We start from the raw sequence: 24374 nt of genomic DNA, 5'->3' as shown, positions 1-24374 counted from the left end.
GGATGAAAAGGATACATGGCAGACAAGAAGAAATCTGTGGTGGAGAGCGCCGCTCCTGCCTCTGACAAGAAAAAGGCGCTGGAGACCGCCATGGCCCAGATCGAGAAGGCCTACGGCAAGGGCTCCATCATGCGCTTGGGCGACAACGCCGACATTGTGGTGGAGGCCATCCCTACCGGCTCTCTGTCCCTGGACCTGGCCCTGGGCATCGGCGGCGTCCCCAAGGGACGTATCATTGAGATCTATGGCCCCGAGTCCTCCGGTAAAACCACCCTGGCCCTCCACATTGTGGCCGAGGCCCAGAAGCGGGGCGGCGAGGTGGCCTTTATCGACGCCGAGCACGCCCTGGACCCCTACTATGCCCGGGCTCTGGGCGTGGACATCGACTCCATGCTTATCTCCCAGCCCGACACCGGCGAGCAGGGGCTGGAGATCTGTGAGGCCCTGGTCCGCTCCGGCGCCATCGACGTGGTGGTGGTGGACTCGGTGGCTGCCCTGACCCCCCGTGCCGAGATCGAGGGCGACATGGGCGACTCCCATGTGGGTCTGCTGGCCCGCCTCATGAGCCAGGCTCTGCGGAAGCTGGCCGGCTCCATTGCCAAGACCAACTGCGTGGTCATCTTTATCAACCAGCTGCGCGAAAAGGTGGGCGTTATGTACGGCAACCCGGAGGTCACCACCGGCGGCCGGGCTCTGAAGTTCTATGCCTCCGTCCGTATGGATGTGCGCCGGGTGGAGTCTTTGAAGAATGGCTCTGAGATCATTGGTAACCGTACCCGGGTCAAGGTGGTCAAGAACAAGGTTTCTCCTCCCTTCAAGGAGGCGGAGTTTGACATCATGTACGGCGAGGGCATCTCCAAGGTGGGCGAGATCCTGGATCTGGCCACCAAGCTGGACCTGGTTCAGAAGTCGGGTTCTTGGTTTGCCATGGGTGAGACCCGTCTGGGTCAGGGCCGGGATGCTGCCAAGCAGTACCTGAAGGACAACCCGGAGGTATGCGATCGGCTGGAGGCCGACATTCGGAAGAACTCCTACAAGCTGATGAGCAGCCAGGCCCGGGCCGCTGCCCGTGCTGCTGGCCGGGCGGTGGATGTATCCGCCGAGGACTTCGAGGATGCGGATCAGTAAGCTGGCCCCCTCGGAGCGCATTCAAGGCCGCTGGCTGTGCCACCTGGAGGATGGGACCATCCTCCGCATCACAGAAAATGAGATCGTCGCCTTTGGGCTGTGTTCCGGTCTGGAGCTGAGCCCGGAGCAGTTGGAGCAGGTGGAACGGGCTGCCAAAGCCGCCGCTGTGCGGGACAAGGCTCTGGACCTGCTGGCTGCCCGCCCCTTGTCCCGGAAGGAACTGGTAGACAAGCTGACTGCCCGGCCCCGGAACCGTGAGAAGGAACCGCTGGCTGACCGGGAGACCGCTGAAGCGGCGGCCGACCGGCTGGAGGAACTGGGCTACCTGAACGACGAGGCCTATGCCCGTACGGTGGCTGACCACTATGCTGCCAAAGGCTGGGGCCCGGCCCGCATCCGGGACGAACTCTACCGCCGGGGTGTGCCCCGGGACTATTGGGACGAAGCCCTGGAGGATCTGGAGGCTCCTGACGACGCTATTGACGCTTTTTTGCAGAAAAAACTCCGTGGGGCGGATCTCGCCGACCCCAAAAGTTATCAACGGGCGGCCAACGTCCTGGCCCGCCGGGGGTTCCGGTGGGAGGATATCAAAGAGGGCCTGCGCCGGTACGGCGGGGCACTGGAGGAGGAATTCTGATGGATACCCGCGAAGCCCTGATGACCCGCCGCAGCATCCGCCGCTATAAGGCCGACCCCATTCCGGAGGCCGATTTGAAGGACATCCTGGAGGCCGGTTTGGCTGCCCCGTCCGCTATCAACCTGCAGCACTGGTACTTTGTAGCCGTTCAGAGCCCCGAAGCTCTGGAGGAGGTCAAGACCATCATGGGCGGGGTAGTGGAGAAGTTCACCCCGGTGCTGGAGCAGCGCTTTGCCCGCAACCCGGAGCAGGTGGGTATCACCAACAAGTTCCTGTCCACCCTGGGAGGGGCGCCGGTGTGTGTACTGGTGTTCTTCCTGAAACCTGACTATCCAGACCGGGACGGCGCCATGCAGAGCGTGTCCGCCGCCATTGAAAATGTACTGCTGGCTGCCTGGGACAAGGGGATCGGCTCCTGCTGGCTGTCCGCGCCCCAGCGGATGGGCTTCGGCCCTGCCTTTCAGGAGCGGTTCGCTCCTGACAAGGGAGAATTCGTGGCGGCCATTACCCTGGGCTATCCCGACCAGCAGCCCAAAATGCCTCCCCGCCGGGAGGGCAGATATACCATCGTATAAGGAGGCAGTCTCTTGAAGATTGCATTTGTATCCCTTGGCTGTGCCAAGAATTTGGTGAATACCGAGCAGATGATGGCCCTGGTGAAGGCTGCCGGCCATACCGTTACCGGCGACCCCGAGGGGGCCGATGTGGCGGTACTCAACACCTGTGGTTTTATTGACTCCGCCAAGAGCGAGGCTATCCAGAATATTTTGGAGCTGGCTGCCCTGAAAGACCAGGGTAAGCTGGGCAAGCTGCTGGTGGCGGGCTGTCTGACCCAGCGCTACCGGGATGAGATCCTGGAGGAACTGCCCGAGATCGACGGCATTCTGGGTACCGGCAGTTATACCGACATCGTGCCCGCTATCGAGTCTGTCATGGAAGGGGATACCCCCACCTACTTCGGGGATATCGACCATACCATCGAGGACGGTGCGCGCATCGTCTCCACGCCCCCCTATACCGCGTTCCTGAAGATTGCCGAGGGGTGCGACAACCGGTGTGCCTACTGTGTCATCCCCTCCCTCCGGGGCCGGTACCGCAGCCGTACCATGGAGTCACTGCTGGCTGAGGCCAAGAAGCTGGCCGACGACGGGGTGAAGGAGCTCATCGTCATCGCTCAGGACATCACCCGGTACGGCACCGATCTGTACCGTAAGCGGATGCTGCCGGAACTGCTGACCGAGCTGTGCAAGCTGCCCTTCCACTGGGTGCGGCTCCACTACCTGTACCCCGATGAGCTGGATGACGCCCTCATCGACGTCATTGCCCGGGAGCATAAGATCCTCAAGTATATTGACATCCCCCTCCAGCATATCAATGACCGTATCCTCAAGGCCATGAACCGGCGCTCCACCAAGGCGGAAATCATCGCCCTGCTGAAGAAGCTGCGGGAGCGGCTGCCCGGTCTGGTGCTGCGTACCTCCCTCATCTGCGGCCTGCCCGGCGAGACGGAGGAGGAGTTTGAGGAGCTGTGTGACTTCCTGCGGGAGAGCGGTATTGAGCGGGCGGGTATCTTCCAGTTCTCTCCTGAGGAGGGGACCCCCGCCGCCGTCATGCCTGATCAGGTGGACCCGGATACCGCCAAGCGGCGTGTGGAGCTGCTGGTGGAGCTCCAGAGCCGGGTGATGGACGCCTGGAACGAGAGTCGCCTGGGGGAGACCCTGGAGGTGCTGTGCGAGGGCTTTGACCAGGAGATGGGTTGCTACGCTGGCCGCTCCTATGCCGATTCCCCCGACGTGGACGGCAAGGTGTTCTTTACCGCCGCCGGTCTGGTGCCTGCGGGGACCTTTGTCAACGTGCGTATTACCGGTACCAGCGATGGTGACCTGACCGGGGAAATAGAGGAGTGACGTGTTTTGAATACCGCCAATAAGCTGACTTTGCTTCGGGTACTGCTCATCCCCGTCTTTCTGGTGGTGCTCTACCTCCAGTTCCCCTTCCATATGTACTATGCCCTGGCTGTGTTCATCCTGGCCAGCGTCACTGATTTTGTGGACGGCTATATTGCCCGTCACTACAACATGATTACCGATTTCGGCAAGTTCATGGACCCTCTGGCGGACAAGATGCTGGTCATGGCCGCCCTGCTGTGGTTCGTGGAGATGAACCGTTTCCCCGCTTGGGCTCTGCTCATTGTGGTGGTGCGGGAGTTTGCCGTTACCGGCCTGCGGCTGATCGCCGTGGAGCGGGGAAGGGTCATTGCCGCTGCCTGGTCGGGCAAGATCAAGACCGCCTCCACCATGGTGTGCATCTGCATTATGCTGGTGTTCCACAACCTGACCCTGGATGTGGTATGCGTGGCCATTATTTTGGCTACCACCATCTATTCCGGTATCGAGTATTTTGTAAAAAATAAGGACGTTATCGACTGGAGTAAGGTATAATGCTGGACTTTACCAGAACTTTGGAGGAGGACCGGCCCCTCATCCATCCCACCTGTGTGGTGAAAAACTGCACTTTTGGCCGCTATGTGGAGCTGGGGGACCACTGTATCGTGGAGGAGACCCATGTGGGGGACTACACCTACCTCTTCGGGTCCAACGATGTGATCTACTCCCACATCGGTAAGTTCAACTCCATTGCCACAGGGGTACGCATCAACCCGGTACAGCACCCGGCCAAGACTCGGGCGGCAGCCCACCATTTCACCTACCGCTGCGCCCACTACGGCTTCGGGCCGGATGATCAGGCTCTGCTCCAATGGCGGCGGGACAACCACCATGTGACCACGGGCAACGACGTGTGGATCGGCCACAACGCCGTCATCATGGCGGGGGTCACCCTGGGCCATGGCGCGGTGGTGGGGGCAGGGGCTGTGGTCACCCACGATGTGGCCCCCTATGAGATCGTGGGGGGCGTGCCCGCCCGCCACATCGGCTGGCGGTACGATGAGGACACCATTGCCGCCCTTCTGCGCATCCAGTGGTGGGACTGGAACCATAAGGAGTTGCAGGAGCGACTGCGGGACTTTGACGACGTGGCTTCCTTCTGTGCCAAGTATGACACGGGTGTTCGTTGACTTGACACCAAATGGGAAACGTGGTAGTATACTATGGTAATGGAATAGCGCGAGGAACGGAAATAGTATCCAGCGAGTACCCGCCAGAGAGGGAACGTCACCGGCTGAGAGCGGTCCCAGGGAGTAACTGGAGAATGTGCGTCCGGGAGCGCGGGGGATGTGGATGCCCCCCGGCTGGCCCCGTTATCGGCCTTCGAGTGAGAAATGAGAGTGGAACCGCGATTTTATCGCCTCTTATGCGTATGCGTAAGAGGCGTTTTTCTTTGGAGGTGTTTTCCCTGACCCGACTTGGCGAGACCCTGCGGGCCTATCAGGCCCGCGACCCGGCGGCACGGAGCCGTCTGGAAATCTTTTTGCTCTATCCTGGCGTACACGCCATCATCTATCACCGGCTGGCCCATTTCCTCTACCGGCACCACCTGAAGTTCCTGGCCCGGTTTGTCAGCCAGTGGAGCCGGTTCTGGACCGGTATTGAGATCCACCCCGGGGCCAAAATCGGCCGCCGGTTCGTCATTGACCACGGCATGGGCATCGTTATCGGCGAGACCGCCGAGATCGGCGACGACTGCCTCATCTACCACGGCGTCACCTTGGGCGGTACCGGCAAGGACCAGGGCAAGCGCCACCCCACCCTGGGCAACAACGTGCTGGTGTCCACCGGCGCTAAGGTGCTGGGCCCCTTTAAGGTGGGAGACAACTCCCGCATTGCCGCCAACGCGGTGGTGCTCAGCGAGATCCCGCCCAACGCCACCGCCGTGGGTGTGCCCGCCCGGGTGGTGCGTATTGCCGGGGAGAAGGTGGACTACGCCTCCTCCGTGGACCAGATCCACGTTACCGACCCGGTACAGAAAGAATTGCAGGCCATCAGTTCCCGGCTCGAGTGGCTGGAAAAGCTGATGGATGAACAGGCCAGAAGCCAAAATCAATAAGGAGCGAATTGCCATGAAACTGTATAACTCCGCAAGCCACAAAAAGGAAGAGTTTGTCCCCCACGAGCCGGGCAAGGTGACCATGTATACCTGCGGCCCCACGGTGTACCACTTCGCCCATATCGGCAACCTGCGCAGCTACCTGATGGAGGACGTGCTGGAGAAATTCCTCCGCTACGACGGCTATGATGTGAAGCGGATTATGAACATTACCGACGTGGGCCATTTGGCCTCCGACGCCGACACCGGCGAGGACAAGATGGTGAAGGGCGCCAAGCGGGAACACAAGAGCGTCATGGAGATTGCCCAGTTCTACACCGACTCCTTCTTTGCCGACTGCAAGAAGCTGAACATCAAGTACCCCGACGTGGTGCAGCCCGCCACCGGCATGATCGACGATTATATCAAGGTTATCACCAAGCTGCTGGACACCGGCTACGCCTATGTGGCGGGGGGCAACGTGTATTTTGACACCTCCAAGCTGGAGAAATACTATGTATTCAACGACCACGACGAGGAGGACCTGGCGGTGGGCGTCCGTGAGGGCGTGGAGGAGGATACCAACAAGCGCAACAAGAACGACTTTGTACTGTGGTTCACCAAGTCCAAGTTTGAGGATCAGGCCCTGAAGTGGGACTCCCCCTGGGGCGTGGGCTATCCCGGCTGGCACATCGAGTGCTCCTGCATCTCCATGAAGTATGCCGGTGAGTATCTGGACATCCACTGCGGCGGCATCGACAACGCCTTCCCCCACCACACCAATGAGATCGCCCAGTCTGAGGCCTATCTGGGCCATCCCTGGTGCAAATACTGGATGCACGTCCACCATCTGAATACCAACGACGGCAAGATGAGCAAGTCCAAAGGCGAGTTCCTTACCGTCTCTCTGCTGGAGGAGAAGGGGTACGATCCTCTGGTCTACCGCTTCTTCTGCCTCCAGTCCCACTACCGCAAGAGCCTGGTGTTCTCCTGGGAGAACCTGGACAACGCCAAGGTGGCCTACGATAAGCTGGTGGCCCGGGTGGCCGCTCTGTCCGACGACCCCGCCCCGGTGGACGAGGAGGCCGCAGCCAAATACAAGGCCGCCTTCATCGAGGCGGTGGGCAACGACCTGAACACCTCCCTGGGGGTCACCGCCCTGTACGATGTGCTCAAGGCCAACACCAACGACGCCACCAAGCGGGTCCTCATCGACAGCTTTGACCAGGTGCTGGGTCTGGACCTGCTGAAAAAGGCCGCCGCCCTGAACGAGAAGGCGTCCGCTCCGGTGGAGGGTGCCGAGGAGATCGAGGCCCTCATCGCCAAGCGGCTGGAGGCCAAGAAGGCCAAAGATTGGGCCACCGCCGACGCCATCCGGGATCAGCTCAAGGAGATGGGCGTGGAGATCAAGGACAGTAAGGAAGGGACCACCTGGACCCGGGTATAAGTTATGGAATCAGCGCCCGCCGGCATTGCCGGCGGGCGCTTCTGTTTTGTAAATCTGACCTTATAAAATAGAATAAAATTGACACTTTTAAAAAGATCAGATTAGAACTATACTGGAGGCACAGAAGAAAAACAGAAGGAAGGCGTTCCGGTATGGTAAATCAAAAAACCAGACGTATGGTCATGGCGGCGCTGCTTGCAGCACTGACCACCGCGGCTACCATGGTGATCCGGATCCCCACCCCGACCCTGGGGTACGTCCATCTGGGCGACAGCATGGTGCTGCTCTGCGGCATCCTGCTGGGGCCGGGACTGGGCGCGGCGGCGGCCGGAATCGGGTCTATGCTGGCCGATCTGTTCGGCGGCTTCACGGCATGGGCGCCGGGGACCTTTGCCATCAAGGCCCTGACGGCGCTGGTGGGCGGGAGCCTGTACCGCCTTTGCCTGAAGCGGGAGCACATCTCCCTGCCGCTGCGTGTGATTCTGTGCGGCATTCCCGCCGAAGCGGTGATGGTTGCCGGCTATTTCCTCTATGAAGTGGGAATGATGGCGCTGGCAGGCAGTGATTTGACTGCCGCCGCAACAGCGGTGCTGGCGGGCGTGCCCTTCAACGTGGTGCAGGGGCTGAGCGGTATCGTTGTGGGTGTTGTGCTGCTGCCGGTGCTCAGCCATGCCGGGGCCGGAGCGGAGATGCCGTCCCGCAAAAGGAAGAGCCACAATTTCTGATAAAAAAGGTGCCCTCCTATGGAGGGCACCTTTTTGGTTTATCCGCGCAGGTAGGCCAGAATATCGGCGGCGTTGGTGTCCGGCTTCACCTTGGGCATCACCTTTTCGATGACGCCGTCGGGGCTGATAACGAAGGTGGAGCGGACCACCCCCATGGACACCTTGCCGTAGTTCTTCTTCTCCTGCCATACGCCGTAGGCCTGAATGGCGGTCAGCTCCGGATCGGACAGCAGGATGAAGGGCAGCTCGTGCTTCTGGGCGAACTTCTGGTGGGAGGCCACCGAGTCCTTGCTGATGCCAATGACTACCGTGTCAAGGGCCTGAAATTGGTCGTAGGCGGCGGCATAGCCGCAGGCCTGACGGGTGCAGCCGGGGGTGTTGTCCCGGGGATAGAAATAGACTACCACCCGCTTGCCCCGGAACTGAGACAGGGTGACGGGGTTGCCCTCCTTGTCGGGGAGGGTGAAGTCGGGGGCGACGGTACCCACTTCCAGCATATCAGGGTTCCTCCTTCAGGAAAACATAGTGTTGGGGATCGGAATGGGCGGGGGAGAAGGTGTAGCCCAGCCGGTCAAAATCTCGCAGCTCCTCCGCCTGTTGGACGTGATGCTCCGCCATCCAGCGGACCATCTCACCCCGGGCCATCTTGCACATAGTGCCTTTCTCCACCACCTTGCCGTTCTTTTCCTCCCCGAAGGTGCAGGTGAGGAAGGCGACAGCGGAGGGCAGGTGGGGGGAGACAGCTTTGCTGTATTCCTTGGAGGCCAGATTGACCACCAGATCGGTCTGGGCGGCCAGTGCCTCTGCCAGCTTGTTCCCCCAGAAGGCATACAGATCCTTGTGCCCGTCCACCTTCAGGGGGGCAGCCATCTCCAGCCGGTAGGGAGTTACCCCGTCGAAGGGGCCCAGAAGCCCATAGAAGCCGGAGAGGATACGCAGGTGCTCCTTCACATAGTCCAGCTGTTCCCGGTCAAAGACGCCGGGGGCCATGTACTGGTACTGGATGCCCTCATAGGATAGCAGGGCAGGGGTGAGGTTTTTCTCCAGGTCCATATGGGCCAGCCGTTCCAGATTGAGGGCGGCAATGGAGTCGTTGCACTTCCACAGCTTTTGCAGGGCGGGGCCGTCCATGGCCTTCAACGCCGCCAGCAGCCGCCCGGTCTCGGGCAGAAAGGTGGGCAGGCCCTCGGGGGCAAAGCTGTCGGTGTCCACCCGCATTTTCTTGGCGGGGGAGATGATGATGCGCATGGGTCCCTCCCGGCTCAGGCCATTTTCTCCTTGATGTGGGACAGACGGTCCAGGGCCTCCAGCAGCGTCTCGTCCTTCTTGGCGAAGTGGAGGCGGACAATGTTGGGCACGTCCTCCATGAAGAAGGAGGTGCCGGGTACGGCGGCCACGCCCACCTTCTGGGTCAGCTCCTCACAGAACTCCACGTCGGTCTGGCCCTTCTTCAGGTAGGGACCGATGTCGGCCAGCACGAAGTAGGTGCCCTGAGGATCGGTATAGGGGATGCCGATGTTGTCCAGGCCCTTGGTGAAGAGCTCCTTCATGTGGGCGTAGTGGGCTCCGAACTCCTCATAGTAGCTGTCGGGCATCTCCAGGCCGGCAATGGCGGCCTCCATCAGGGGGGAGGGGGCGCCCACGGCGTTGAAGTCGTGGAACTGCTTGATCTTGTCCATGATCTCCTTGGGGGCGATGGCGTAGCCCAGCCGCCAGCCGGTGATGGAGTAGGTCTTGGACAGGGAGGAGCAGGACACGGTGCGCTCCCACATACCGGGGATGGAGTTCATGTAGATATGCTTGTGGGGGGCGTAGACGATGTGCTCGTACACCTCGTCCATAATGGCGTACACGTCGTACTTGATGCACAGCTCCGCGATGAGCTTCAGCTCAGCCTCGGTGAACACCTTGCCGCTGGGGTTGGAGGGGTTGCAGATGAGGATGGCCTTGGGGCGCTGCTTGAAGGCGTCCTCCAGCACGTTGGGGTCGAAGCCGAAGGCGGGGGGCACCAGAGGCACATAGATGGGCTGGCAGTCGGCAAAGAGGGCCTGGGCGTGGTAGTTTTCAAAGTAGGGGGAGAAGAGAATGATCTTGTCCCCGGGATTGGTGAGGGCGAAGATGGTGTCCACCATGGCCTCGGTGGAGCCGATGGTCACCACCATCTCGGTCTCCGGGTCCAGGGTGCGGCCCATGAAGCGGCCGCACTTCTTGGCCAGGGCCCGGCGGAAGTTGGGGGCGCCCATGGTGATGGGGTACTGGTGGGGCCCCTCGTAGGCCACCTGGGCCAGCCGGTCCAGCAGGGCCTTGGGGGGGTCGAAGTCGGGGAACCCCTGGGCCAGATTGATGGCGTTGTTGGCAATGGCGATACGGGTCATCCGCCGGATGACCGAATCGGTAAAGAATTGGGTTTTCTTGCTCAGCGGCTGCATAACGATCTAACCTCGCTTTTCAAGTTAATGGACGCCCAGCGCCTCGCCCCGGGCGGGGGGCATTCCGTTGGCCTGGAGCAGGTTGGCCAGCCCCACGGCGTCGGCCACCCGGAAGATCATGCAGGCCTGGCCGCCCACCTGACCGAAGACGGAGTAGACATACTCCACGTCAATGTGTTCCCTGGCCAGCAGGGTGAGGATCTTGCCCAGGCCGCCGGGCTCGTCGGGCACCAGCACCGCCACCACCGGGGTCATGGACACCACAAAGCCGTGCTCCAGCAGCAGGGAGGCCGCCCGCTGGGGCTGGTCCACGATCATGCGCAGCACACCGTAGTCGCTGGTCTCGGCGATGTGGAGGGCCCGCATATTGATCTGATGTTCGGACAGGATGGCGGTGATCTCCGCCAGCTGCCCCGCCCGGTTTTCCAGAAAGACAGAAATCTGTTGGATGGTCATAACCTTGCTCCTCTCTTAGATCTTCCGCTTGTCGATGACGCGGACCGCCTTGCCCTCGGAGCGCTGGATGGACTTGGGGGCCACCAGACGGACCTTGGCGTAGATGCCCAGCATGGCCTTGAGGGCGGCCACAACCTGCTTCTCCTTTTCGGCCACCTGGCTCAGCTGGTCGGAGAACATCTCCGGGGTCATCTCCACCAGCACCTCCATGGTGTCGGTGTTGTTTACCCGGTCCACGATGATCTGATAGTTGGGGGCGAAGCTCTGGCCCATGAGCACCGTCTCGATCTGGGACGGGAACACGTTGACGCCCTTGATGATGAGCATATCGTCGCTGCGGCCCATGGGCTTGCTCATCTTGATGTGGGTGCGGCCGCAGGGGCAGTCCTCATGGTGAAGCACACAGATGTCCCGGGTGCGATAGCGCAGCAGGGGGAAGGCCTCCTTGGTAATGGAGGTGAACACCAGCTCGCCCTTGGACCCCTCGGGAAGGACCTCCCCGGTCTCGGGATCGATGATCTCGGCGATGAAATGGTCCTCGTTGATGTGCATTCCGCTCTGGGCGGAGCACTCAAAGGCCACGCCGGGGCCGGACAGCTCGGTGAGGCCGTAGATGTCATAGGCCTTGATGCCCAGGGTTTCCTCGATGTTCTGCCGCATCTCCTGGCTCCAGGCCTCGGCGCCGAAGATACCTGCCTTCAGGGGGATCTGGTCGGGGGTGAGGCCCATCTCCTTCATGCTCTCAGCCAGATAGGCGGCATAGGAAGGGGTGCAGCACAGGATGGTGGCGTTCAGGTCCCGGATGAACATGATCTGCCGCTCGGTGTTGCCCGAGGAGGTGGGGATGGTAAGACAGCCCACCTTGTGGGAGCCGCCGTTGAGGCCGGGGCCACCGGTGAACAGGCCGTAGCCGTAGCTCACCTGACACACGTCCTCGTTGGTGCCGCCGGCGGCCGTGATGGCCCGGGCGCAGCAGTCCTCCCACAGGTCGATGTCGTGCTGGGTGTAGAAAGCCACCACACGCTTGCCGGTGGTGCCGGAAGTGGACTGGATGCGCACACAGTCCTTCAGGGGACGGGCCACCAGGCCGTAGGGATAGGCCTCCCGCAGGTCGGCCTTGGTGACGAAGGGCAGCTTGTGCAGGTCGTCCACACCCTTGATGTCCTCGGGGGTCAGGCCCTTGTCCTCCATCTTCTTGCGGTAGTAGGGCACGTTGTCCCATACATTGCGCACCTGCTTGACCAGACGCTCATCCTGCCAGGCGCGGATCTGCTCCCGGCTGGCGCACTCAATGTCTTTTTGGTAGTAACGCTCCATGCTTCTCTCTCCTCGTGGTTCAGGAATTTCTGCCCAGGTGGAAGGCTTTGCGGTTAAGTTCCAGGAATTTCTCCGGTACGCTGCGGGTCAGAGCCTGCTGCCAGGCCTCCTCCGGCAGGTCAAAGTACCGGGACAGACGGCCCATGAGCACCAGGTTCACCGCCTTGGGAGAACCGGCCTCCTCGGCCAGAGCCAGGGCGTCCATGGCGTCCACCAGCACTCCGGCCTCCTTCATCTGGCCCACCAGGTCCTGGGGATAGGCGGCGGCGCCGGTGATAACAGGCATGGGGTTGATCTGCTGGGTGTTGGTGATAATATGCCCGCCGCTCTTGAGGAAGGCGGTGTAGCGGGCGGCCTCCAGCAGCTCAAAGGAGACGATGAAATCGGCCTCCCCCTGGTCGATGATGGGGGAGTATACCTTGTCGCCGAAGCGGACATAGGTAACCACGCTGCCGCCCCGCTGGCTCATACCGTGGACCTCGGATACCTTCACGTCATAGCCCTGGTCCAGCAGCAGACGGCCCAGCAGCTTGCTGGCCAGCAGGGAACCCTGGCCGCCCACGCCTACGATCATAATATTTTTCGTATCCATGTTCACACCTCCTCACCCGTCTGGAGGGCGTCAAACTTACACAGCTGCTGGCACACGCCGCAGCCCACGCACAGGGTGGCGTCCACCCCGGCCTTGCCGTCCGTCACCGAAATGGCGGGGCATCCGATCTTCATGCAGGCCTTGCAGCCCACGCACTTGCCGGTGTCCACCGTCAGGGGCGCCTTGTGCTTGACATACTTCAGCAGGGCGCAGGGACGGCGGGAGATGACCACCGACGCCTCGGGAGCAGCCAGCTCTTCCTTGATAACGGCCTCGCACTGGCTCAGGTCGTAGGGGTCCACCACCCGCACCCGGCGGATACCCACGGCCTTGCACAGGGACTCCAGGTCGATCTTGGTGCAGGGGTCTCCCTTCAGGTTGAAGCCGGTGGTGGGGTTCTGTTGATGGCCGGTCATGCCGGTGATGGAGTTGTCCAGAATGATAACGGTGGCGTTGGACTCGTTGTAGGCGATGTTGACCAGGCCGGTGATGCCCGAGTGCATGAAGGTGGAGTCGCCGATGACCGCCACCGTCTTGCCGTCCATCTGGCCGCCGGAGGCCTTCAGGAAGCCGTGGATGCCGGACACCGAGGCCCCCATGCAGATGGTGGAGTCAATGGCGGACAGGGGAGCCACCGCGCCCAGAGTATAGCAGCCGATGTCGCCCAGCACGGTGAGCTTCATCTTGTTGAGGGTGTAAAACAGACCACGGTGGGGGCAGCCGGCGCACATGACGGGGGGACGGTTGGGGATGTCGGTCTCCAGGGTTTTGCCCGCCTCAGGTTCGGTACCCAGCTTGGCGGCCACCTTATTTTGGCTGAGCTCGTCGATGAGGGAGAAGGAGGCCTTGCCCTCTACCTCCAGGCCCAGCTCCCGGCACCAGGTCTCCAGGAAGCCGTCCAGCTCCTCCACCACCACCAGCTTGTCCACGCCGGCGGCGAAGTCCCGGATTAGCTTGGAGGGCAGGGGCCACACCATGCCCAGCTTGAGGACGGGGTACTTGTCTCCCACCACTTCCTTTACATACTGGTAGCTGGTAGAGGAGGTGAGGATACCCATGCTGTGGTCGGCGCCTGCCTCGACCCGGTTGAAGGGGCAGCTCTCCGCCCAGTCGGCCAGGGCCTGGGTGCGCTGCTCCACCACCGGGTGGCGCAGCTTGGCATAGCCGGGCATCATGATGTACTTGGCGGGGGTCTTCTCGTAGGGCCGGGCGGGAGGCTCTACCCGCTCTCCGGTCTCCACCACGCTCTGGGAGTGGGACACACGGGTGCACATCTTGAGGAGCACCGGGGTGTCGAACCGCTCGGACAGCTCATAGGCCGCCTTGGTGAAGGCCAGAGCCTCGGCAGAGTCGGCGGGCTCCAGCATGGGCAGCTTGGCCGAGCGGGCGTAGTGGCGGGAGTCCTGCTCATTCTGGGAGGAGTGCATCCCGGCGTCGTCGGCCACGGCGATAATCATACCGGCGTTGACGCCGGTATAGGCGATGGTGAACAGGGGATCGGCGGCCACGTTGAGGCCAACGTGCTTCATGCCGCAGAAGGACCGCTTGCCCGCCAGACAGGCGCCGAAGGCGGTCTCCATGGCCACCTTCTCGTTGGGGGCCCATTCGGCGTACACCTCGGGGAACTTGGCTACCGCCTCGGTGATTTCGGTGCTGGGGGTGCCTGGGTAGCTGGAGACAACGGCGCAGCCTGCCTCATAGAGGCCCCGGGCCACGGCTTCGTTGCCGAGCATCAGGGTTTTCATGGTGCATTTCTCCTTTTCCAGAGGCTATCGGAAAATAAAAAACGTCCTCTGCATCGGATGCAGAGGACGAAGATTTTCCGGCGAAACGGCCTCTACCTGGTTCCGTTCTCGCAAATTTGAACGGTATTACTTTATCACTTTTTGTCGGTAAAGTCAAATCTTTTTTACAGGACCTTCCTCTGCCAGATCGTCCCTGGGACCGATGGAGTCGGTGACTGCCACGGTGACGGTGCGCTCATAGCAGGAGAAGATCTCCTTCACCCGGCCGGAGCCGGGGGCGGGGGTAAACAGGCTGACCACCGGCACGATGATCAGGCCTGCCAGCATACAGAAGGCGCCGCAGTTGATGGGGGACTGAAGTACCGGCGGGAACCAGGCCCCGGCGAAGATGTTGGCCAGCATGACCACGGTAGAGAAGAGGAAACATACGGCGCAGGCGGCCTTGGTGGTGCGCTTCCAGTACAGTCCGTAGAGGAAGGGAGCCAGGAAGGCCCCGGCCAGTGCGCCCCAGGACACGCCCATAAGCTGGGCAATGAAGGTCAGGTTGGACCGGTACTGAACAATGGCCAGTACCACGGAAATGGCGATGAACACCACCACCAGGGCCCGCATCCAGCGGACCTGCCGCTTCTCATCCATGTCCTTGATGAGGTTGTCCTTGATGAAGTCCAGGGTGAGGGTGGAGCTGGAGGCCAGCACCAGGGAGGACAGGGTGGACATGGAGGCTGAGAGAACCAGAATGACCACCACCGCAATGAGGATGGAGGGCAGACCGGAGAGCATGGCGGGGATGATGGAGTCGTAGCCTTGGGCAGCCACCGTCTCCGGGGTGGAGAAGAGCCGCCCGAAGCCACCCAGGAAGTAGCAGCCTCCCGCCACCACCAGGGCAAAGGCCGTAGAGATCACGGTACCCTTGGTGATGGCCGACTCGCTTTTAATGGCGTAGAACTTCTGCACCATCTGGGGCAGGCCCCAGGTGCCCAGGCTGGTGAGCACCACCACGCCCATGAGGCTGGGCAGGTCGGGGCCGAAGAAGGAGGCGAACACGCCGGGGGTATCGGACACGGCAGGGTCGCTGACCCGGGCCAGGGCGTCCAGGGCTCCGGTCAGACCGCCCTGGGTGTTGAGCACCGCGGCAATGACGGCGATGATGCCGAAGATCATGATAATGCCCTGGATGAAGTCGTTGATGGCGGTGGCCATATAGCCTCCGGCGATGACGTACACCCCGGTGAGCACCGCCATTACTACCACGCACACGGCGTAGTCGATGTCGAAGGCCATGGCGAAGAGCCGGGACAGGCCGTTGTACAGGCTGGCGGTGTAGGGGATAAGGAAGATGAAGATGATGACGGAGGCGGTGATCTTCAGCCTGCTGCTGTCAAAGCGGCGGCCGAAGAACTCGGGCATGGTGGCGCTGTCCAGGTGCTGGGTCATGATGCGGGTGCGGCGGCCCAGCACCACCCAGGCCAGCAGGGAGCCCAGAAAGGCGTTGCCCAGGCCTGCCCAGGTGGCGGCGATGCCGAAACGCCAGCCGAACTGACCGGCGTAGCCCACAAAGACCACAGCGGAGAAGTAGCTGGTGCCGTAGGCAAAGGCGGTGAGCCAGGGGCCCACCGACCGGCCCCCCAGCACGAAGCCGTTGACGTTGGTGGTGTGGCGGCGGCAGTACAGCCCGATGCCCACCATGACGGCGAAAAACAGGACAAGTAGAGATACTTTGATGAGCATATCGGTCACAGGGGAACACTCCTTGTTGCCCGGCTGACTGGATCAGTTGGAGATCTGAGCCTCCACCAGACGGCCGTGGCAGTATTTCTCCCGCAGCACCGGCTTTTCGATCTTGCCGGTGGGGTTGCGGGGCACATGGTCGAAGATGATCTTCCGGGGCCGCTTGTACCGGGGCAGCTCCTGACAGAAAGCGTTGATCTCCTCCTCGGTGCAGGAGACACCCTCCTTCACCTCCACAATGGCGGCGGCGATCTCGCCCAGCCGGGGATCGGGCAGGCCGATGACCGCCACGTCCTTCAGCTTGTCAAACTTCCGCAAAAAGTCCTCGATCTGGACGGGGTAGAGGTTCTCGCCGCCGGAGATGACCACGTCCTTCTTGCGGTCCACCAGATAGATAAAGCCGTCCTCATCCACCTCGGCCATGTCGCCGGTGTACAACCAGTCTCCCTTGAGAACCTCGGCGGTGGCTTCCGGGTTTTTGTAGTAGCACTGCATCACGCCGGGGCCGCAGACGATAAGCTCGCCCACCTGGCCCTGGGGCACCTCCACACCGTGCTCGTCCACCACCTTGGCGGCCCACAGATAGCCCGGCTTGCCGATGGCGCCCACCTTGTCGATGTTCTCCACCCCCAGATGGACGCAGCCGGGACCGATGGACTCGGACAGACCGTAGTTGGTGTCGTACTGGTGGTGGGGGAAGAACTTCTTCCACCGGTGGATCAGGCTGGGCGGTACCGGCTGAGCGCCGATGTGCATGAGCCGCCACTGGTCCAGCAGGTAGTCGTCCAGATTGACCCGGCCGCTGTCGATGGCATCCAGGATGTCCTGGGCCCAGGGTACCAGCAGCCACACGATGGTACACTTTTCCTCGGTGACCGTTCGGAGGATCCACTCCGGGGACACCCCTCGCAGCAATACCGCCTTGCCGCCGCTGGCCAGGGAGCCGAACCAGTGCATCTTGGCGCCGGTGTGGTACAGGGGCGGAATGCACAGGAATACGTCCTCATGGGTCTGGCCGTGGTGGTGCTGCTCGGTGAGGCAGGAGGAGAGCAGGGCCTTGTGATTATGTAGAATGGCCTTGGGGAAGCCGGTGGTACCCGAGGAGAAGTAGATGGCCGCCAGATCGCTCAGCTCCAGATGGACCGGAGGGGGCTCAATGGTGCAGTACATGACAAGCTCCCGATAACTTTCAGCGAAGGCGGGGGTGTGGTTGCCCACATAGAACCACTGGCGCACCCGGCCCAGGTCGGGAAGGATGGGCTCCAGCCGGTCGATGAACTCAGGGCCGAACACCAGCGCCTCCACATCGGCCAGATCCAGACAGTAGCGGATCTCGTCGGAGGAATAGCGGAAGTTCATAGGAACGGCCAGACAGCCCGCCTTCAGGATGCCGAAATACACCGGCAGCCACTCCAGGCAGTTCATCAGCAGGATACCCACTTTGGTGCCCCGCTTCAGCCCGCGGCTGAGCAGCAGGTTGGCAAAGCGGTTGGCCTTCTTATCAAACTGGCCCCAGGTGATCTCCCGGCGGTAGGGCTCGTCGGGACGGTTGCGCTCGATGAGGCTGAACTCCCGCCAGGTGGTGGCCTTATCCCGCTCCTCCGAGGGGTTGATCTCCACCAGGGCGGGCTCGTCCCGGTACAGCCGGGCGTTGCGCTCCAGAAAGTCTGTGATAACCATGACAGCTGACTCCTTTGCGCCTCCCGGTTCCGCACAGCGGGGGAGGGGAGGCGGATGTTTTTCCAACTGGAAATTGTATCGTTGTGTATTTTACTGCTTTAAAGCGAAAAAGTCAAGAGGGAACCGGACAGTTTGCTCCGGTTGAAAAAGAGGGGCGGCTATGTTATATTGTGAGGGAAATCAAATCCAGGCCCCACCTGGAGGTGGGGAGAAAGGAGCATGAGTATGTCTCAGTTTTTGGATGGGATCGGCAAGCGGCTGTCCGACGCAGGGCAGGGCGTGGCCAAGCACACCAAGAACTTTACGGAGGTGACCCGGCTCAACGGAGCCATTGCCGAGCAGGAGCGGCAGGCAGCAGCCCTGCTGCGGGAGCTGGGGCAGGCCTGCTATGACCGGCACCAGAACGACCCGGACTATGAATATGCCGCTCAAATTGAAGGAATCCGGGCCGCCTATGCCCAGATTGCCCAGTATCAGGCCCAGATCCGTCAGATCAAGGGCATCCGCATCTGCCCGGAGTGCGGGGCAGAGGTGGGACCGGATTCTGCCTTCTGCGGCGGCTGCGGTGCCAAGATGGAGCCGCCTGCCGCCGAAAGCGGACGGGTATGTCCCAAGTGCGGCAGCCCGGTAGATGGGGACAGCCTGTTCTGCGCCACCTGTGGGACACGGCTGGAGTAATGCCGCCGGACCGGTGATCAAAGAGAGAGGTGAGTCTGATGCGGAATGCGGTGATTTCCCGGGACGAGATCCTGGAGGCCAGCCGCCTGATGCTTCAGGAGAAGGGATGGTCAGCCATCCATATGCGCTCGGTAGCGGTACGCTGTGGTGTGTCCGTGGGATCGCTGTACAACTATTTTCCCTCCAAGACAGAGCTGGTGGCGGCCACGGTGGAGAGCGTATGGCAGGAACTTTTCCATGTACCGGAGGATCTGACGGGGGAGGAGCGTTTTTGCAAGGTAATCCAGTGGCTGCATGACAGTATACAGGAGGGAAACCGCCGTTATCAGGGATTTCTGACCCTCCATGCCATGGGCTTTACCACCGGGGAAGGCAAGGTGGAAGGCCGGCGGATGATGGAACGGATCCAGGGCCAGCTGCGGAAGTCCCTGTGCCGGATGCTCCGGGAGGATGAACAGGTTAACCAGTCGGTATTTGACAGCCGCCTGACCCCGGAAGGATTTGTAGAGCTGGTATTTTCCATGCTGATTACCGCCCTGCTGCGGGGGGAGGAGGATTGCGAACCCCTGCTGGCGGTGGTCCGCCGGGTACTCTATTAAAGAAAAAGCCGGATGGCCATGCCATCCGGCTTTTTTGGTACAAATCAGTTGACGAACAGGGAAGCGCGCTTTTTGAAGTAGATGTTGTTCACCACGATCATCACGATAGAAACCACGATGATCAGCAGATACTGGCCCATGACTTCTCCGGTAAGCACCATATCGCCTACGATAATGGTGACCAGGATCAGGTAGATCACGGAAGCGGCCATATTGATGACGTAGAGCATCAGCAGATAGGTGGGGCCGTCCTTCCGGAACTGGGCCAGCTTCTGCCGGGTCAGAATCGCCAGAACAGCCATAGCCGCCATAACGAGGCCGTACAGGATATCCACGATCCGCAGGCCACCGAAGATGGCATACACCAGACCGCTTGCGTCACCATAAATCATACCGGAAAACATACCGATGGCGCTGCAGGCGTTGAGTACACAGGACGCAAACAGGGCGAAGTAAATCAGGAATTTGTACCAGCCCATAGGATAGCCGCTGAAATTGGCGGCATTGTTGGGGCTCTGGTAACCGCCGTTGGGACGGTAGCCGCCGGCAGGCGGGGGCGTAGTGGGGGTGTAGTTGGGGTAGCTACCGGGCTGGCTGGGGGGCGTCTGCTGGGTAGGGGGAGTCTGTTCCTGCGCGGAATCCAGGCGATTTCCGCAGCCAGGGCAAAACAGACTGCCGTCTGCGATCTGACGACCGCAATACTTACAGAACATGATATGACCTCCTGTTCTCTCTCTTAGTCCTCCCAATGGGAGTATCCTTATTTTAAACACTTTGACGAATTTTGTAAATAGCTAGAAGAAGATTTGCAGAAAGACCGTGCCGGAAGAATGTGCGTTGCCACAGGCGAGCGGGTGCGGTATAATAAAAAATAACTCTGTACCAAGAGAGAACAACCTTCTGAATGAAGGGTGAAGAGAAGGCAGGAGAAGAGACACCATGGCCAACATTATTGAGATCACCGACTATTCCGATCCTCAGCTGGACTGCTACGCCCGGCTTACCGAGGCCCAGCTGCGCAACCGGCTGGAGCCGGAGAAGGGCATCTTCATCGCCGAGAGCCCCAAGGTGATCCTGCGGGCCCTGGACGCCGGGTATGAGCCCCTGTCTCTGCTGATGGAGCGCAAGAAGATCGACGGGTCCGCCAAAGAGGTGGTGGCCCGGTGCGGTGACCTGCCCCTCTACACCGCCGACCGGGAAGTGTTGGAGGGTCTCACCGGCTATGAGGTGACCCGGGGTGTGCTGTGCGCCATGCGGCGGCCGGTGCTGCCCACAGTGGAGGAGCTGTGCGCAGGTGCCCGGCGGGTGGCGGTGCTGGAGGGTATTGTGGATTCCACCAACGTGGGGGCCATCTTCCGTTCCGCTGCCGCCCTCCACATGGACGCGGTGCTGGTTACCCCTACCTGCTGCGACCCCCTGTACCGCCGGGCGGCCCGTGTGAGTATGGGCACCGTATTCCAGATCCCCTGGACCCGCATCGGGGACGACCCCTCCCAGTGGCCCCAGCCGGGGCTGAGCCGCCTGAATGCTCTGGGCTTTAAGACAGTGGCCATGGCCCTCAGCGATACTGCCATCAGCATTGAGGACCCACGCCTGCGGCAGGAGGACAAGCTGGCCATCGTGCTGGGTACCGAGGGGGACGGCCTGTCGGATCACACAATCGCCGCCTGCGACTACACCGTGTGTATCCCCATGTCCCACGGGGTGGACTCCCTCAACGTGGCGGCGGCTAGTGCCGTAGCTTTCTGGGAGCTGCGAGCCAGGTAAGGATCAAAAACGCCTGTGACGCTTGTCACAGGCGTTTTTTCAGGCCCTGAGGGTCCGGTAGGTGGACCGGGTGAGTACGACTGCAATGAGAAAAGTCAGCAGGTCAGATACCGGCATGGAGTAGAGCACACCGTCCAGGCCGAAAAAGCGGGGAAGCAGCAGGGCGAAGCCCATGCCGAATACCACCTCACGGATCATGGAGAGGGCAGTGGAGGCCAGGGCCTTGCCCAGGGACTGGAGGTAGATGAAGGTGCCCTTGTTGACGCAGGCCAAGATCATCATGCACAGGTAGATGCGGAAGGACTTAACGGCAAATTCGGTGTAATAGCTGCTCTCATTGGCGGCACCGAAGATGGCGATGAGCTGGGTAGGGAGGAGCTCCACAATGAGCAGGGCTACCGCGCCTACTGCCGCCTCGGCCAGCAGCAGGTGGGTAAAGAGGTTCCTGGCCCGGTCCTTCCGCCCGGCGCCGATGTTGTAGCCCACAATGGGGATGCACCCGGCGGCAAGCCCCACGGCGATGGAGATGACGATCTGGAAGAACTTCATGACGATACCAACCACTGCCATGGGGATCTGGGCGTACTGGGTCTGGCCGAAGATGGGGTCCAGGGCACCGTATTGCCGGATCATGTTGTTAATAGCAGCCATGGCTGCCACCAGAGAGATCTGGGACAGCAGGCTGCATACCCCCAGGGAGAGAAACTTTGCGATGACGTTCCACTGGAGGGCGAAGCAGCTTCGGTTCAGGGATACCGCCTTCATATGGCACAGGTACCACACAGCCAGAGCGGCGGTGAGGATCTGGCCCAGTACGGTAGCCACGGCGGCTCCCATCATGCCCCACTGAAAGCCGAAGATGAACACCGGGTCCAGAATCAGGTTGACCACCGCTCCCGCCAGGGTGGAGGCCATGGCAAACCGGGGGCTGCCGTCGGAGCGGATGATGGGGTTCATGGCCTGACCGAACAGATAGAACGGTACGCCCAGGGTGATGTAGAAGAAATACTCCTTGGAGTGGAGGAAGGTCTCCTCGTTGACCCGCCCGCCGAACATGGTGAGGATAGGGTCCTGGAAGAGGAGGTAGAGGGCGGTGAGGATCAGACCGGCGGCCAGGCTGAGTACCACGGCGTTGCCGACGCTGCTGCCCGCCCGCTTGTGCTCGCCGGCCCCCAGGCAGATGCTAACCAGAGCACAGCAGCCGTCGCCGATGAGCACGGCAATGGCCAGAGCTACCACGGTCAGGGGAAACACCACCGTGTTGGCGGCGTTACCGTAGGAGCCCAGATAGGACGCGTTGGCGATGAAGATCTGGTCCACGATGTTGTACAGGGCTGCTACCAGCAAGGATATGACGCAGGGCACGGCGTACCGGGCCATCAGTCTGCTGATGGAGTCGGTGACCAGAAAGCTGTTTGCACGTTGTTCCATTTCCATAGACCTCCCAAACAAAAAACGTGCAGCGATCAACCGGATTTACGCGGTTGATCGCTACACGTTGTATCTTTATTATAGCGGAAGAAGGAACAGAGGGGCAAAGGCGTTTTTGCACAAAATTCAGCCCCGGTTTTTTCCGCCTCCAAGGGACATTTTGACGGTGCTACAGATCTACCCGCCGGAAGCGTCGGACGGACAGCTGCCGGGTCAGGGCAAGGGCGGCGACAAAGAGAAGGGCCCCAAAGGCCGTCACAGGCAGCTGCCGGAGCAGGTCGGCAGGGGCGCTACTGTCCAGAAAGGACAGGCCGGGCAGGCGGAAGGACAGCTCCGCCGCCCCCATGACTGCCAGCAGAGGCGGGAGGGCCAGCAGAAAGGCCCGGCCCGTCCGGAAGCCGGAGCCGAACCAGACCGGGAAGAACACCAGGTCGAAGGCGGCATAGGCCATCAGGCCGAAGCCGAACCAGGCGGCGGTGGGGTCCAGCCCCACTGGGTTGTTGGCCGCGCCCAAGGCGTGGCGCAGCAGGGCCCAGGGCAGGGTGAGCGCCAGCTGGCTCAGCTGGGCGGCGGCTGTCAGGGTTAGCTTTCCAACCGCCACCTGAGCTTTGGTTACTGGCAGCAGGGCAGTGTACCACAGGTCGTTGGTTTCCCGTGCGTAGGTACAGGTGAAATAGGGCCCCAGGCAGCCGAAGAAAAAGACCATGCTGTAGGGGTAGGAGGGTACCAGCACCAGTGCCCCAAACAGGATAAACAGGAATAAGGTCGGGTGGGCGGCCAGGGTGATCTCCTTACAGAGCAGTTTCATCCCAATCCCTCCTTTCCGTGCGCAGCATGATCTCTTCCAGAGTGAGGGGCTCCTGCTCCTCCGGGGTTCTCAGCTGATCAAAGGCACGCTGGAAGGCGTCCTTTGGGGCGCTGGCCAGCACCTGCCCGTTGTGGAGGTAGGTGATGTCATGGGCGCAACGGTCCAGGTCGGAGGTGATATGGGTGGAGAAGAGGATGGAGCAGCTGCCGTCGGAGACGATGCGGGTGAAGAGATGGAGAATCTCGTCCCGCGATACCGGGTCCAGGCCAGAGGTGGGTTCATCCAGCAGAAGCAGCCTGGCGTGGTGGGAGAGGGCCAGGGCCAGCAGATATTTGACTTTCATGCCGTTGGAGAGAGCCTTGAATGGCTTTTCTTCCTCCAGGCCGAACCGGTGCAGGCAAGTCTCATAGCGGTCCTGATCCCACTGGGAATAGAACCGCCGGGTAGCCCGGGTGATGGCCGACAGCCGTTTGAGTGGATAGTAGTCCAGACCGCCGAACACCACCCCCACCTGGGCCTTGCAGGTCAGTTCCCGCTCCCGGACGTCCTGGTCCAGCAGGGTGACGCTGCCGCCGTCGGTGGGGATGAGATTCAGGATGGCCTTGAGGGTGGTGCTCTTGCCTGCGCCGTTTTTGCCGATCAGGCCCATGATCCGGCCGGGCGCCACCGAGAAGGACACGCTGTCCAGGGTAAAGCCGGGGTAGCGCTTGGTCAGGCCCCGGACGGAGAGCAGCTCGTTCATGGCGCATCCTCCTCATCCACCGCCCGCAGGGCCCGGCGCAGCAGGTCCGTGCTCTGAAGGATGGTCTCTCCTTTGACCAAAGCGATACCCGCCATCTCCGGGTTTTCATCCCCCAGCACCACAATGATGTCGCCGGGCTGGATGTGAAACACCTCTCTGGCCCGCTTGGGCAGTACAATCTGGCCCCGCTCACCCACCTTGACCGCCCCGAACATATGCTTTCCCTTGGGCGGGATGGACATGGAGGTCTTGCGGTCGTCGTAGTGGATCAGATTGTCCAGGGAGACCTGATAGAGCTGGGCCAGGGCGTCGCAGTTGACAATATCCGGGGCGCTCTCGCCGCTCTCCCACTTGGCCACCGCCTGCCGGGATACCCCGACGGCCTCGGCCACCTCCTCCTGGGAAAGCTTATGCAGCTGCCGCAGGACGGTGAGGTTGCGGGCCAGGAAGCTGGTTTGCTTTTTCATGTTTTTCACAC

At 61.4% G+C, this 24374-nt stretch carries 26 protein-coding genes; 12 read left to right on the top strand and 14 right to left on the bottom strand.

The genetic code is table 11. From position 1 onward, the window contains the following. The first annotated feature begins 15 nt into the window (after positions 1-15). From recA to B5G42_RS02240, 9 genes are all read left to right on the top strand, one after another. Positions 16-1128, top strand: a complete 1113-nt coding sequence (recA, locus tag B5G42_RS02280; RefSeq protein WP_087187356.1) for a recombinase RecA — start codon at positions 16-18, stop codon at positions 1126-1128. Continuing rightward, a complete protein-coding gene (locus B5G42_RS02275; protein ID WP_087266266.1) occupies positions 1115-1765 on the top strand; it encodes a regulatory protein RecX in 651 nt (216 codons plus the stop codon). The genes recA and B5G42_RS02275 overlap by 14 nt, the downstream gene beginning before the upstream one ends. Beyond that, a complete protein-coding gene (locus tag B5G42_RS02270) occupies positions 1765-2340 on the top strand; it encodes a nitroreductase family protein (RefSeq protein ID WP_087266264.1) in 576 nt (191 codons plus the stop codon). Before B5G42_RS02275 ends, B5G42_RS02270 begins: the two co-directional genes overlap by 1 nt. Before the next feature lie 12 nt (positions 2341-2352). Beyond that, positions 2353-3672 (top strand): 30S ribosomal protein S12 methylthiotransferase RimO, encoded by a 1320-nt coding sequence (gene rimO / locus B5G42_RS02265; RefSeq protein ID WP_087187353.1) that lies wholly within the window; start codon positions 2353-2355, stop codon positions 3670-3672. A gap of 6 nt (positions 3673-3678) precedes the next feature. Beyond that, positions 3679-4206 carry a CDP-diacylglycerol--glycerol-3-phosphate 3-phosphatidyltransferase gene (gene pgsA / locus B5G42_RS02260; RefSeq protein ID WP_087266262.1) on the top strand — a complete coding sequence of 176 codons (528 nt, stop codon included), beginning with the start codon at positions 3679-3681 and terminating at the stop codon, positions 4204-4206. Next, complete coding sequence (locus B5G42_RS02255; protein ID WP_087266260.1) at positions 4206-4841, top strand: DapH/DapD/GlmU-related protein; 636 nt, start codon at positions 4206-4208, stop codon at positions 4839-4841. The genes pgsA and B5G42_RS02255 overlap by 1 nt, the downstream gene beginning before the upstream one ends. Before the next feature lie 242 nt (positions 4842-5083). Beyond that, positions 5084-5770, top strand: coding sequence for a serine O-acetyltransferase EpsC (epsC, locus tag B5G42_RS02250; RefSeq protein WP_191433340.1), 687 nt, complete (start codon positions 5084-5086; stop codon positions 5768-5770). A 13-nt stretch (positions 5771-5783) separates the two neighbouring features. Next, positions 5784-7196 (top strand): cysteine--tRNA ligase, encoded by a 1413-nt coding sequence (gene cysS / locus B5G42_RS02245; RefSeq protein WP_087266258.1) that lies wholly within the window; start codon positions 5784-5786, stop codon positions 7194-7196. Between the two features lie 152 nt (positions 7197-7348). Further along, positions 7349-7921, top strand: coding sequence for an ECF transporter S component (locus B5G42_RS02240; protein WP_087266256.1), 573 nt, complete (start codon positions 7349-7351; stop codon positions 7919-7921). A 38-nt stretch (positions 7922-7959) separates the two neighbouring features. On the opposite strand, the gene bcp is transcribed toward B5G42_RS02240, so the two are convergent. The 9 genes from bcp to B5G42_RS02195 all read right to left on the bottom strand — a co-directional run bounded on the left by bcp (position 7960) and on the right by B5G42_RS02195 (position 17871). Further along, the gene (gene bcp, locus B5G42_RS02235) at positions 7960-8418 is read right to left on the bottom strand and encodes a thioredoxin-dependent thiol peroxidase (RefSeq protein WP_087266254.1); all 459 of its coding nucleotides are present in this window, start codon (positions 8416-8418) and stop codon (positions 7960-7962) included. 1 nt (position 8419) lies between these two features. Then, positions 8420-9169: a peroxide stress protein YaaA gene (gene yaaA, locus B5G42_RS02230; RefSeq protein WP_087266252.1), complete on the bottom strand. Its 750-nt coding sequence runs from the start codon at positions 9167-9169 to the stop codon at positions 8420-8422. Between the two features lie 14 nt (positions 9170-9183). Then, entirely contained in the window at positions 9184-10350 is a 1167-nt protein-coding gene (locus tag B5G42_RS02225; RefSeq protein ID WP_087266250.1) for a pyridoxal phosphate-dependent aminotransferase, read from the bottom strand. A gap of 24 nt (positions 10351-10374) precedes the next feature. Beyond that, complete coding sequence (locus tag B5G42_RS02220; RefSeq protein WP_087266248.1) at positions 10375-10806, bottom strand: ACT domain-containing protein; 432 nt, start codon at positions 10804-10806, stop codon at positions 10375-10377. A gap of 15 nt (positions 10807-10821) precedes the next feature. Further along, on the bottom strand, positions 10822-12123 hold the full coding sequence (locus B5G42_RS02215) for a phenylacetate--CoA ligase family protein (protein WP_087266246.1): 1302 nt from the start codon (positions 12121-12123) through the stop codon (positions 10822-10824). 19 nt (positions 12124-12142) lie between these two features. Continuing rightward, positions 12143-12715 (bottom strand): indolepyruvate oxidoreductase subunit beta, encoded by a 573-nt coding sequence (locus B5G42_RS02210; RefSeq protein ID WP_087187146.1) that lies wholly within the window; start codon positions 12713-12715, stop codon positions 12143-12145. Positions 12716-12717: 2 nt separating this feature from the next. Further along, positions 12718-14460: an indolepyruvate ferredoxin oxidoreductase subunit alpha gene (iorA, locus tag B5G42_RS02205; RefSeq protein ID WP_087266244.1), complete on the bottom strand. Its 1743-nt coding sequence runs from the start codon at positions 14458-14460 to the stop codon at positions 12718-12720. 153 nt (positions 14461-14613) lie between these two features. Then, entirely contained in the window at positions 14614-16191 is a 1578-nt protein-coding gene (locus B5G42_RS02200; RefSeq protein WP_087266423.1) for a sodium:solute symporter family protein, read from the bottom strand. 42 nt (positions 16192-16233) lie between these two features. After that, positions 16234-17871, bottom strand: coding sequence for a class I adenylate-forming enzyme family protein (locus B5G42_RS02195; RefSeq protein ID WP_087187144.1), 1638 nt, complete (start codon positions 17869-17871; stop codon positions 16234-16236). A gap of 225 nt (positions 17872-18096) precedes the next feature. On the opposite strand from B5G42_RS02195, the gene B5G42_RS02190 reads away from it, so the two are divergent. Together B5G42_RS02190 and B5G42_RS02185 are read left to right on the top strand one after the other, a co-directional pair. Continuing rightward, positions 18097-18549: a zinc ribbon domain-containing protein gene (locus tag B5G42_RS02190; RefSeq protein WP_158094642.1), complete on the top strand. Its 453-nt coding sequence runs from the start codon at positions 18097-18099 to the stop codon at positions 18547-18549. Between the two features lie 38 nt (positions 18550-18587). Beyond that, on the top strand, positions 18588-19148 hold the full coding sequence (locus B5G42_RS02185; protein WP_087266242.1) for a TetR/AcrR family transcriptional regulator: 561 nt from the start codon (positions 18588-18590) through the stop codon (positions 19146-19148). 44 nt (positions 19149-19192) lie between these two features. Here the strand turns inward: B5G42_RS02185 and B5G42_RS02180 are convergent, their stop codons facing one another. Next, a complete protein-coding gene (locus tag B5G42_RS02180) occupies positions 19193-19861 on the bottom strand; it encodes a zinc ribbon domain-containing protein (protein WP_087266240.1) in 669 nt (222 codons plus the stop codon). 226 nt (positions 19862-20087) lie between these two features. Here B5G42_RS02180 and B5G42_RS02175 point away from each other — a divergent pair, with 226 nt between their 5' ends. After that, complete coding sequence (locus B5G42_RS02175) at positions 20088-20915, top strand: TrmH family RNA methyltransferase (protein ID WP_087266238.1); 828 nt, start codon at positions 20088-20090, stop codon at positions 20913-20915. Between the two features lie 39 nt (positions 20916-20954). On the opposite strand, the gene B5G42_RS02170 is transcribed toward B5G42_RS02175, so the two are convergent. From B5G42_RS02170 to B5G42_RS02155, 4 genes are all read right to left on the bottom strand, one after another. After that, positions 20955-22346 (bottom strand): MATE family efflux transporter, encoded by a 1392-nt coding sequence (locus B5G42_RS02170; RefSeq protein WP_087266236.1) that lies wholly within the window; start codon positions 22344-22346, stop codon positions 20955-20957. A gap of 169 nt (positions 22347-22515) precedes the next feature. Next, complete coding sequence (locus B5G42_RS02165) at positions 22516-23154, bottom strand: ABC-2 transporter permease (protein WP_087266234.1); 639 nt, start codon at positions 23152-23154, stop codon at positions 22516-22518. Next, positions 23138-23896: an ABC transporter ATP-binding protein gene (locus B5G42_RS02160; RefSeq protein ID WP_087266231.1), complete on the bottom strand. Its 759-nt coding sequence runs from the start codon at positions 23894-23896 to the stop codon at positions 23138-23140. Before B5G42_RS02160 ends, B5G42_RS02165 begins: the two co-directional genes overlap by 17 nt. Next, entirely contained in the window at positions 23893-24363 is a 471-nt protein-coding gene (locus tag B5G42_RS02155; RefSeq protein ID WP_087266229.1) for a helix-turn-helix domain-containing protein, read from the bottom strand. The genes B5G42_RS02160 and B5G42_RS02155 overlap by 4 nt, the downstream gene beginning before the upstream one ends. Positions 24364-24374 lie beyond the last annotated feature (11 nt).

The organism is Flavonifractor sp. An91 (genome assembly GCF_002159225.1).
Taxonomy (GTDB): domain Bacteria; phylum Bacillota; class Clostridia; order Oscillospirales; family Oscillospiraceae; genus Flavonifractor; species Flavonifractor avicola.
This window is presented reverse-complemented; position numbering and strand designations above follow the sequence as displayed.

Coding starts and splice junctions, on each gene's coding strand:
- recA (WP_087187356.1), top strand. CDS start 16: ATGGCAGACAAGAAGAAATCTGTGGTGGAGAGCGCCGCTCCTGCCTCT.
- B5G42_RS02160 (WP_087266231.1), bottom strand. CDS start 23,896: ATGAACGAGCTGCTCTCCGTCCGGGGCCTGACCAAGCGCTACCCCGGC.
- B5G42_RS02165 (WP_087266234.1), bottom strand. CDS start 23,154: ATGAAACTGCTCTGTAAGGAGATCACCCTGGCCGCCCACCCGACCTTA.
- B5G42_RS02215 (WP_087266246.1), bottom strand. CDS start 12,123: ATGGAGCGTTACTACCAAAAAGACATTGAGTGCGCCAGCCGGGAGCAG.
- B5G42_RS02210 (WP_087187146.1), bottom strand. CDS start 12,715: ATGGATACGAAAAATATTATGATCGTAGGCGTGGGCGGCCAGGGTTCC.
- cysS (WP_087266258.1), top strand. CDS start 5,784: ATGAAACTGTATAACTCCGCAAGCCACAAAAAGGAAGAGTTTGTCCCC.
- B5G42_RS02240 (WP_087266256.1), top strand. CDS start 7,349: ATGGTAAATCAAAAAACCAGACGTATGGTCATGGCGGCGCTGCTTGCA.
- B5G42_RS02175 (WP_087266238.1), top strand. CDS start 20,088: ATGGCCAACATTATTGAGATCACCGACTATTCCGATCCTCAGCTGGAC.
- B5G42_RS02275 (WP_087266266.1), top strand. CDS start 1,115: ATGCGGATCAGTAAGCTGGCCCCCTCGGAGCGCATTCAAGGCCGCTGG.
- B5G42_RS02220 (WP_087266248.1), bottom strand. CDS start 10,806: ATGACCATCCAACAGATTTCTGTCTTTCTGGAAAACCGGGCGGGGCAG.
- B5G42_RS02225 (WP_087266250.1), bottom strand. CDS start 10,350: ATGCAGCCGCTGAGCAAGAAAACCCAATTCTTTACCGATTCGGTCATC.
- B5G42_RS02195 (WP_087187144.1), bottom strand. CDS start 17,871: ATGGTTATCACAGACTTTCTGGAGCGCAACGCCCGGCTGTACCGGGAC.
- B5G42_RS02180 (WP_087266240.1), bottom strand. CDS start 19,861: ATGTTCTGTAAGTATTGCGGTCGTCAGATCGCAGACGGCAGTCTGTTT.
- bcp (WP_087266254.1), bottom strand. CDS start 8,418: ATGCTGGAAGTGGGTACCGTCGCCCCCGACTTCACCCTCCCCGACAAG.
- B5G42_RS02170 (WP_087266236.1), bottom strand. CDS start 22,346: ATGGAACAACGTGCAAACAGCTTTCTGGTCACCGACTCCATCAGCAGA.
- yaaA (WP_087266252.1), bottom strand. CDS start 9,169: ATGCGCATCATCATCTCCCCCGCCAAGAAAATGCGGGTGGACACCGAC.
- iorA (WP_087266244.1), bottom strand. CDS start 14,460: ATGAAAACCCTGATGCTCGGCAACGAAGCCGTGGCCCGGGGCCTCTAT.
- B5G42_RS02185 (WP_087266242.1), top strand. CDS start 18,588: ATGCGGAATGCGGTGATTTCCCGGGACGAGATCCTGGAGGCCAGCCGC.
- B5G42_RS02155 (WP_087266229.1), bottom strand. CDS start 24,363: ATGAAAAAGCAAACCAGCTTCCTGGCCCGCAACCTCACCGTCCTGCGG.
- B5G42_RS02200 (WP_087266423.1), bottom strand. CDS start 16,191: ATGCTCATCAAAGTATCTCTACTTGTCCTGTTTTTCGCCGTCATGGTG.
- B5G42_RS02190 (WP_158094642.1), top strand. CDS start 18,097: ATGTCTCAGTTTTTGGATGGGATCGGCAAGCGGCTGTCCGACGCAGGG.
- B5G42_RS02255 (WP_087266260.1), top strand. CDS start 4,206: ATGCTGGACTTTACCAGAACTTTGGAGGAGGACCGGCCCCTCATCCAT.
- B5G42_RS02270 (WP_087266264.1), top strand. CDS start 1,765: ATGGATACCCGCGAAGCCCTGATGACCCGCCGCAGCATCCGCCGCTAT.
- epsC (WP_191433340.1), top strand. CDS start 5,084: ATGCGTAAGAGGCGTTTTTCTTTGGAGGTGTTTTCCCTGACCCGACTT.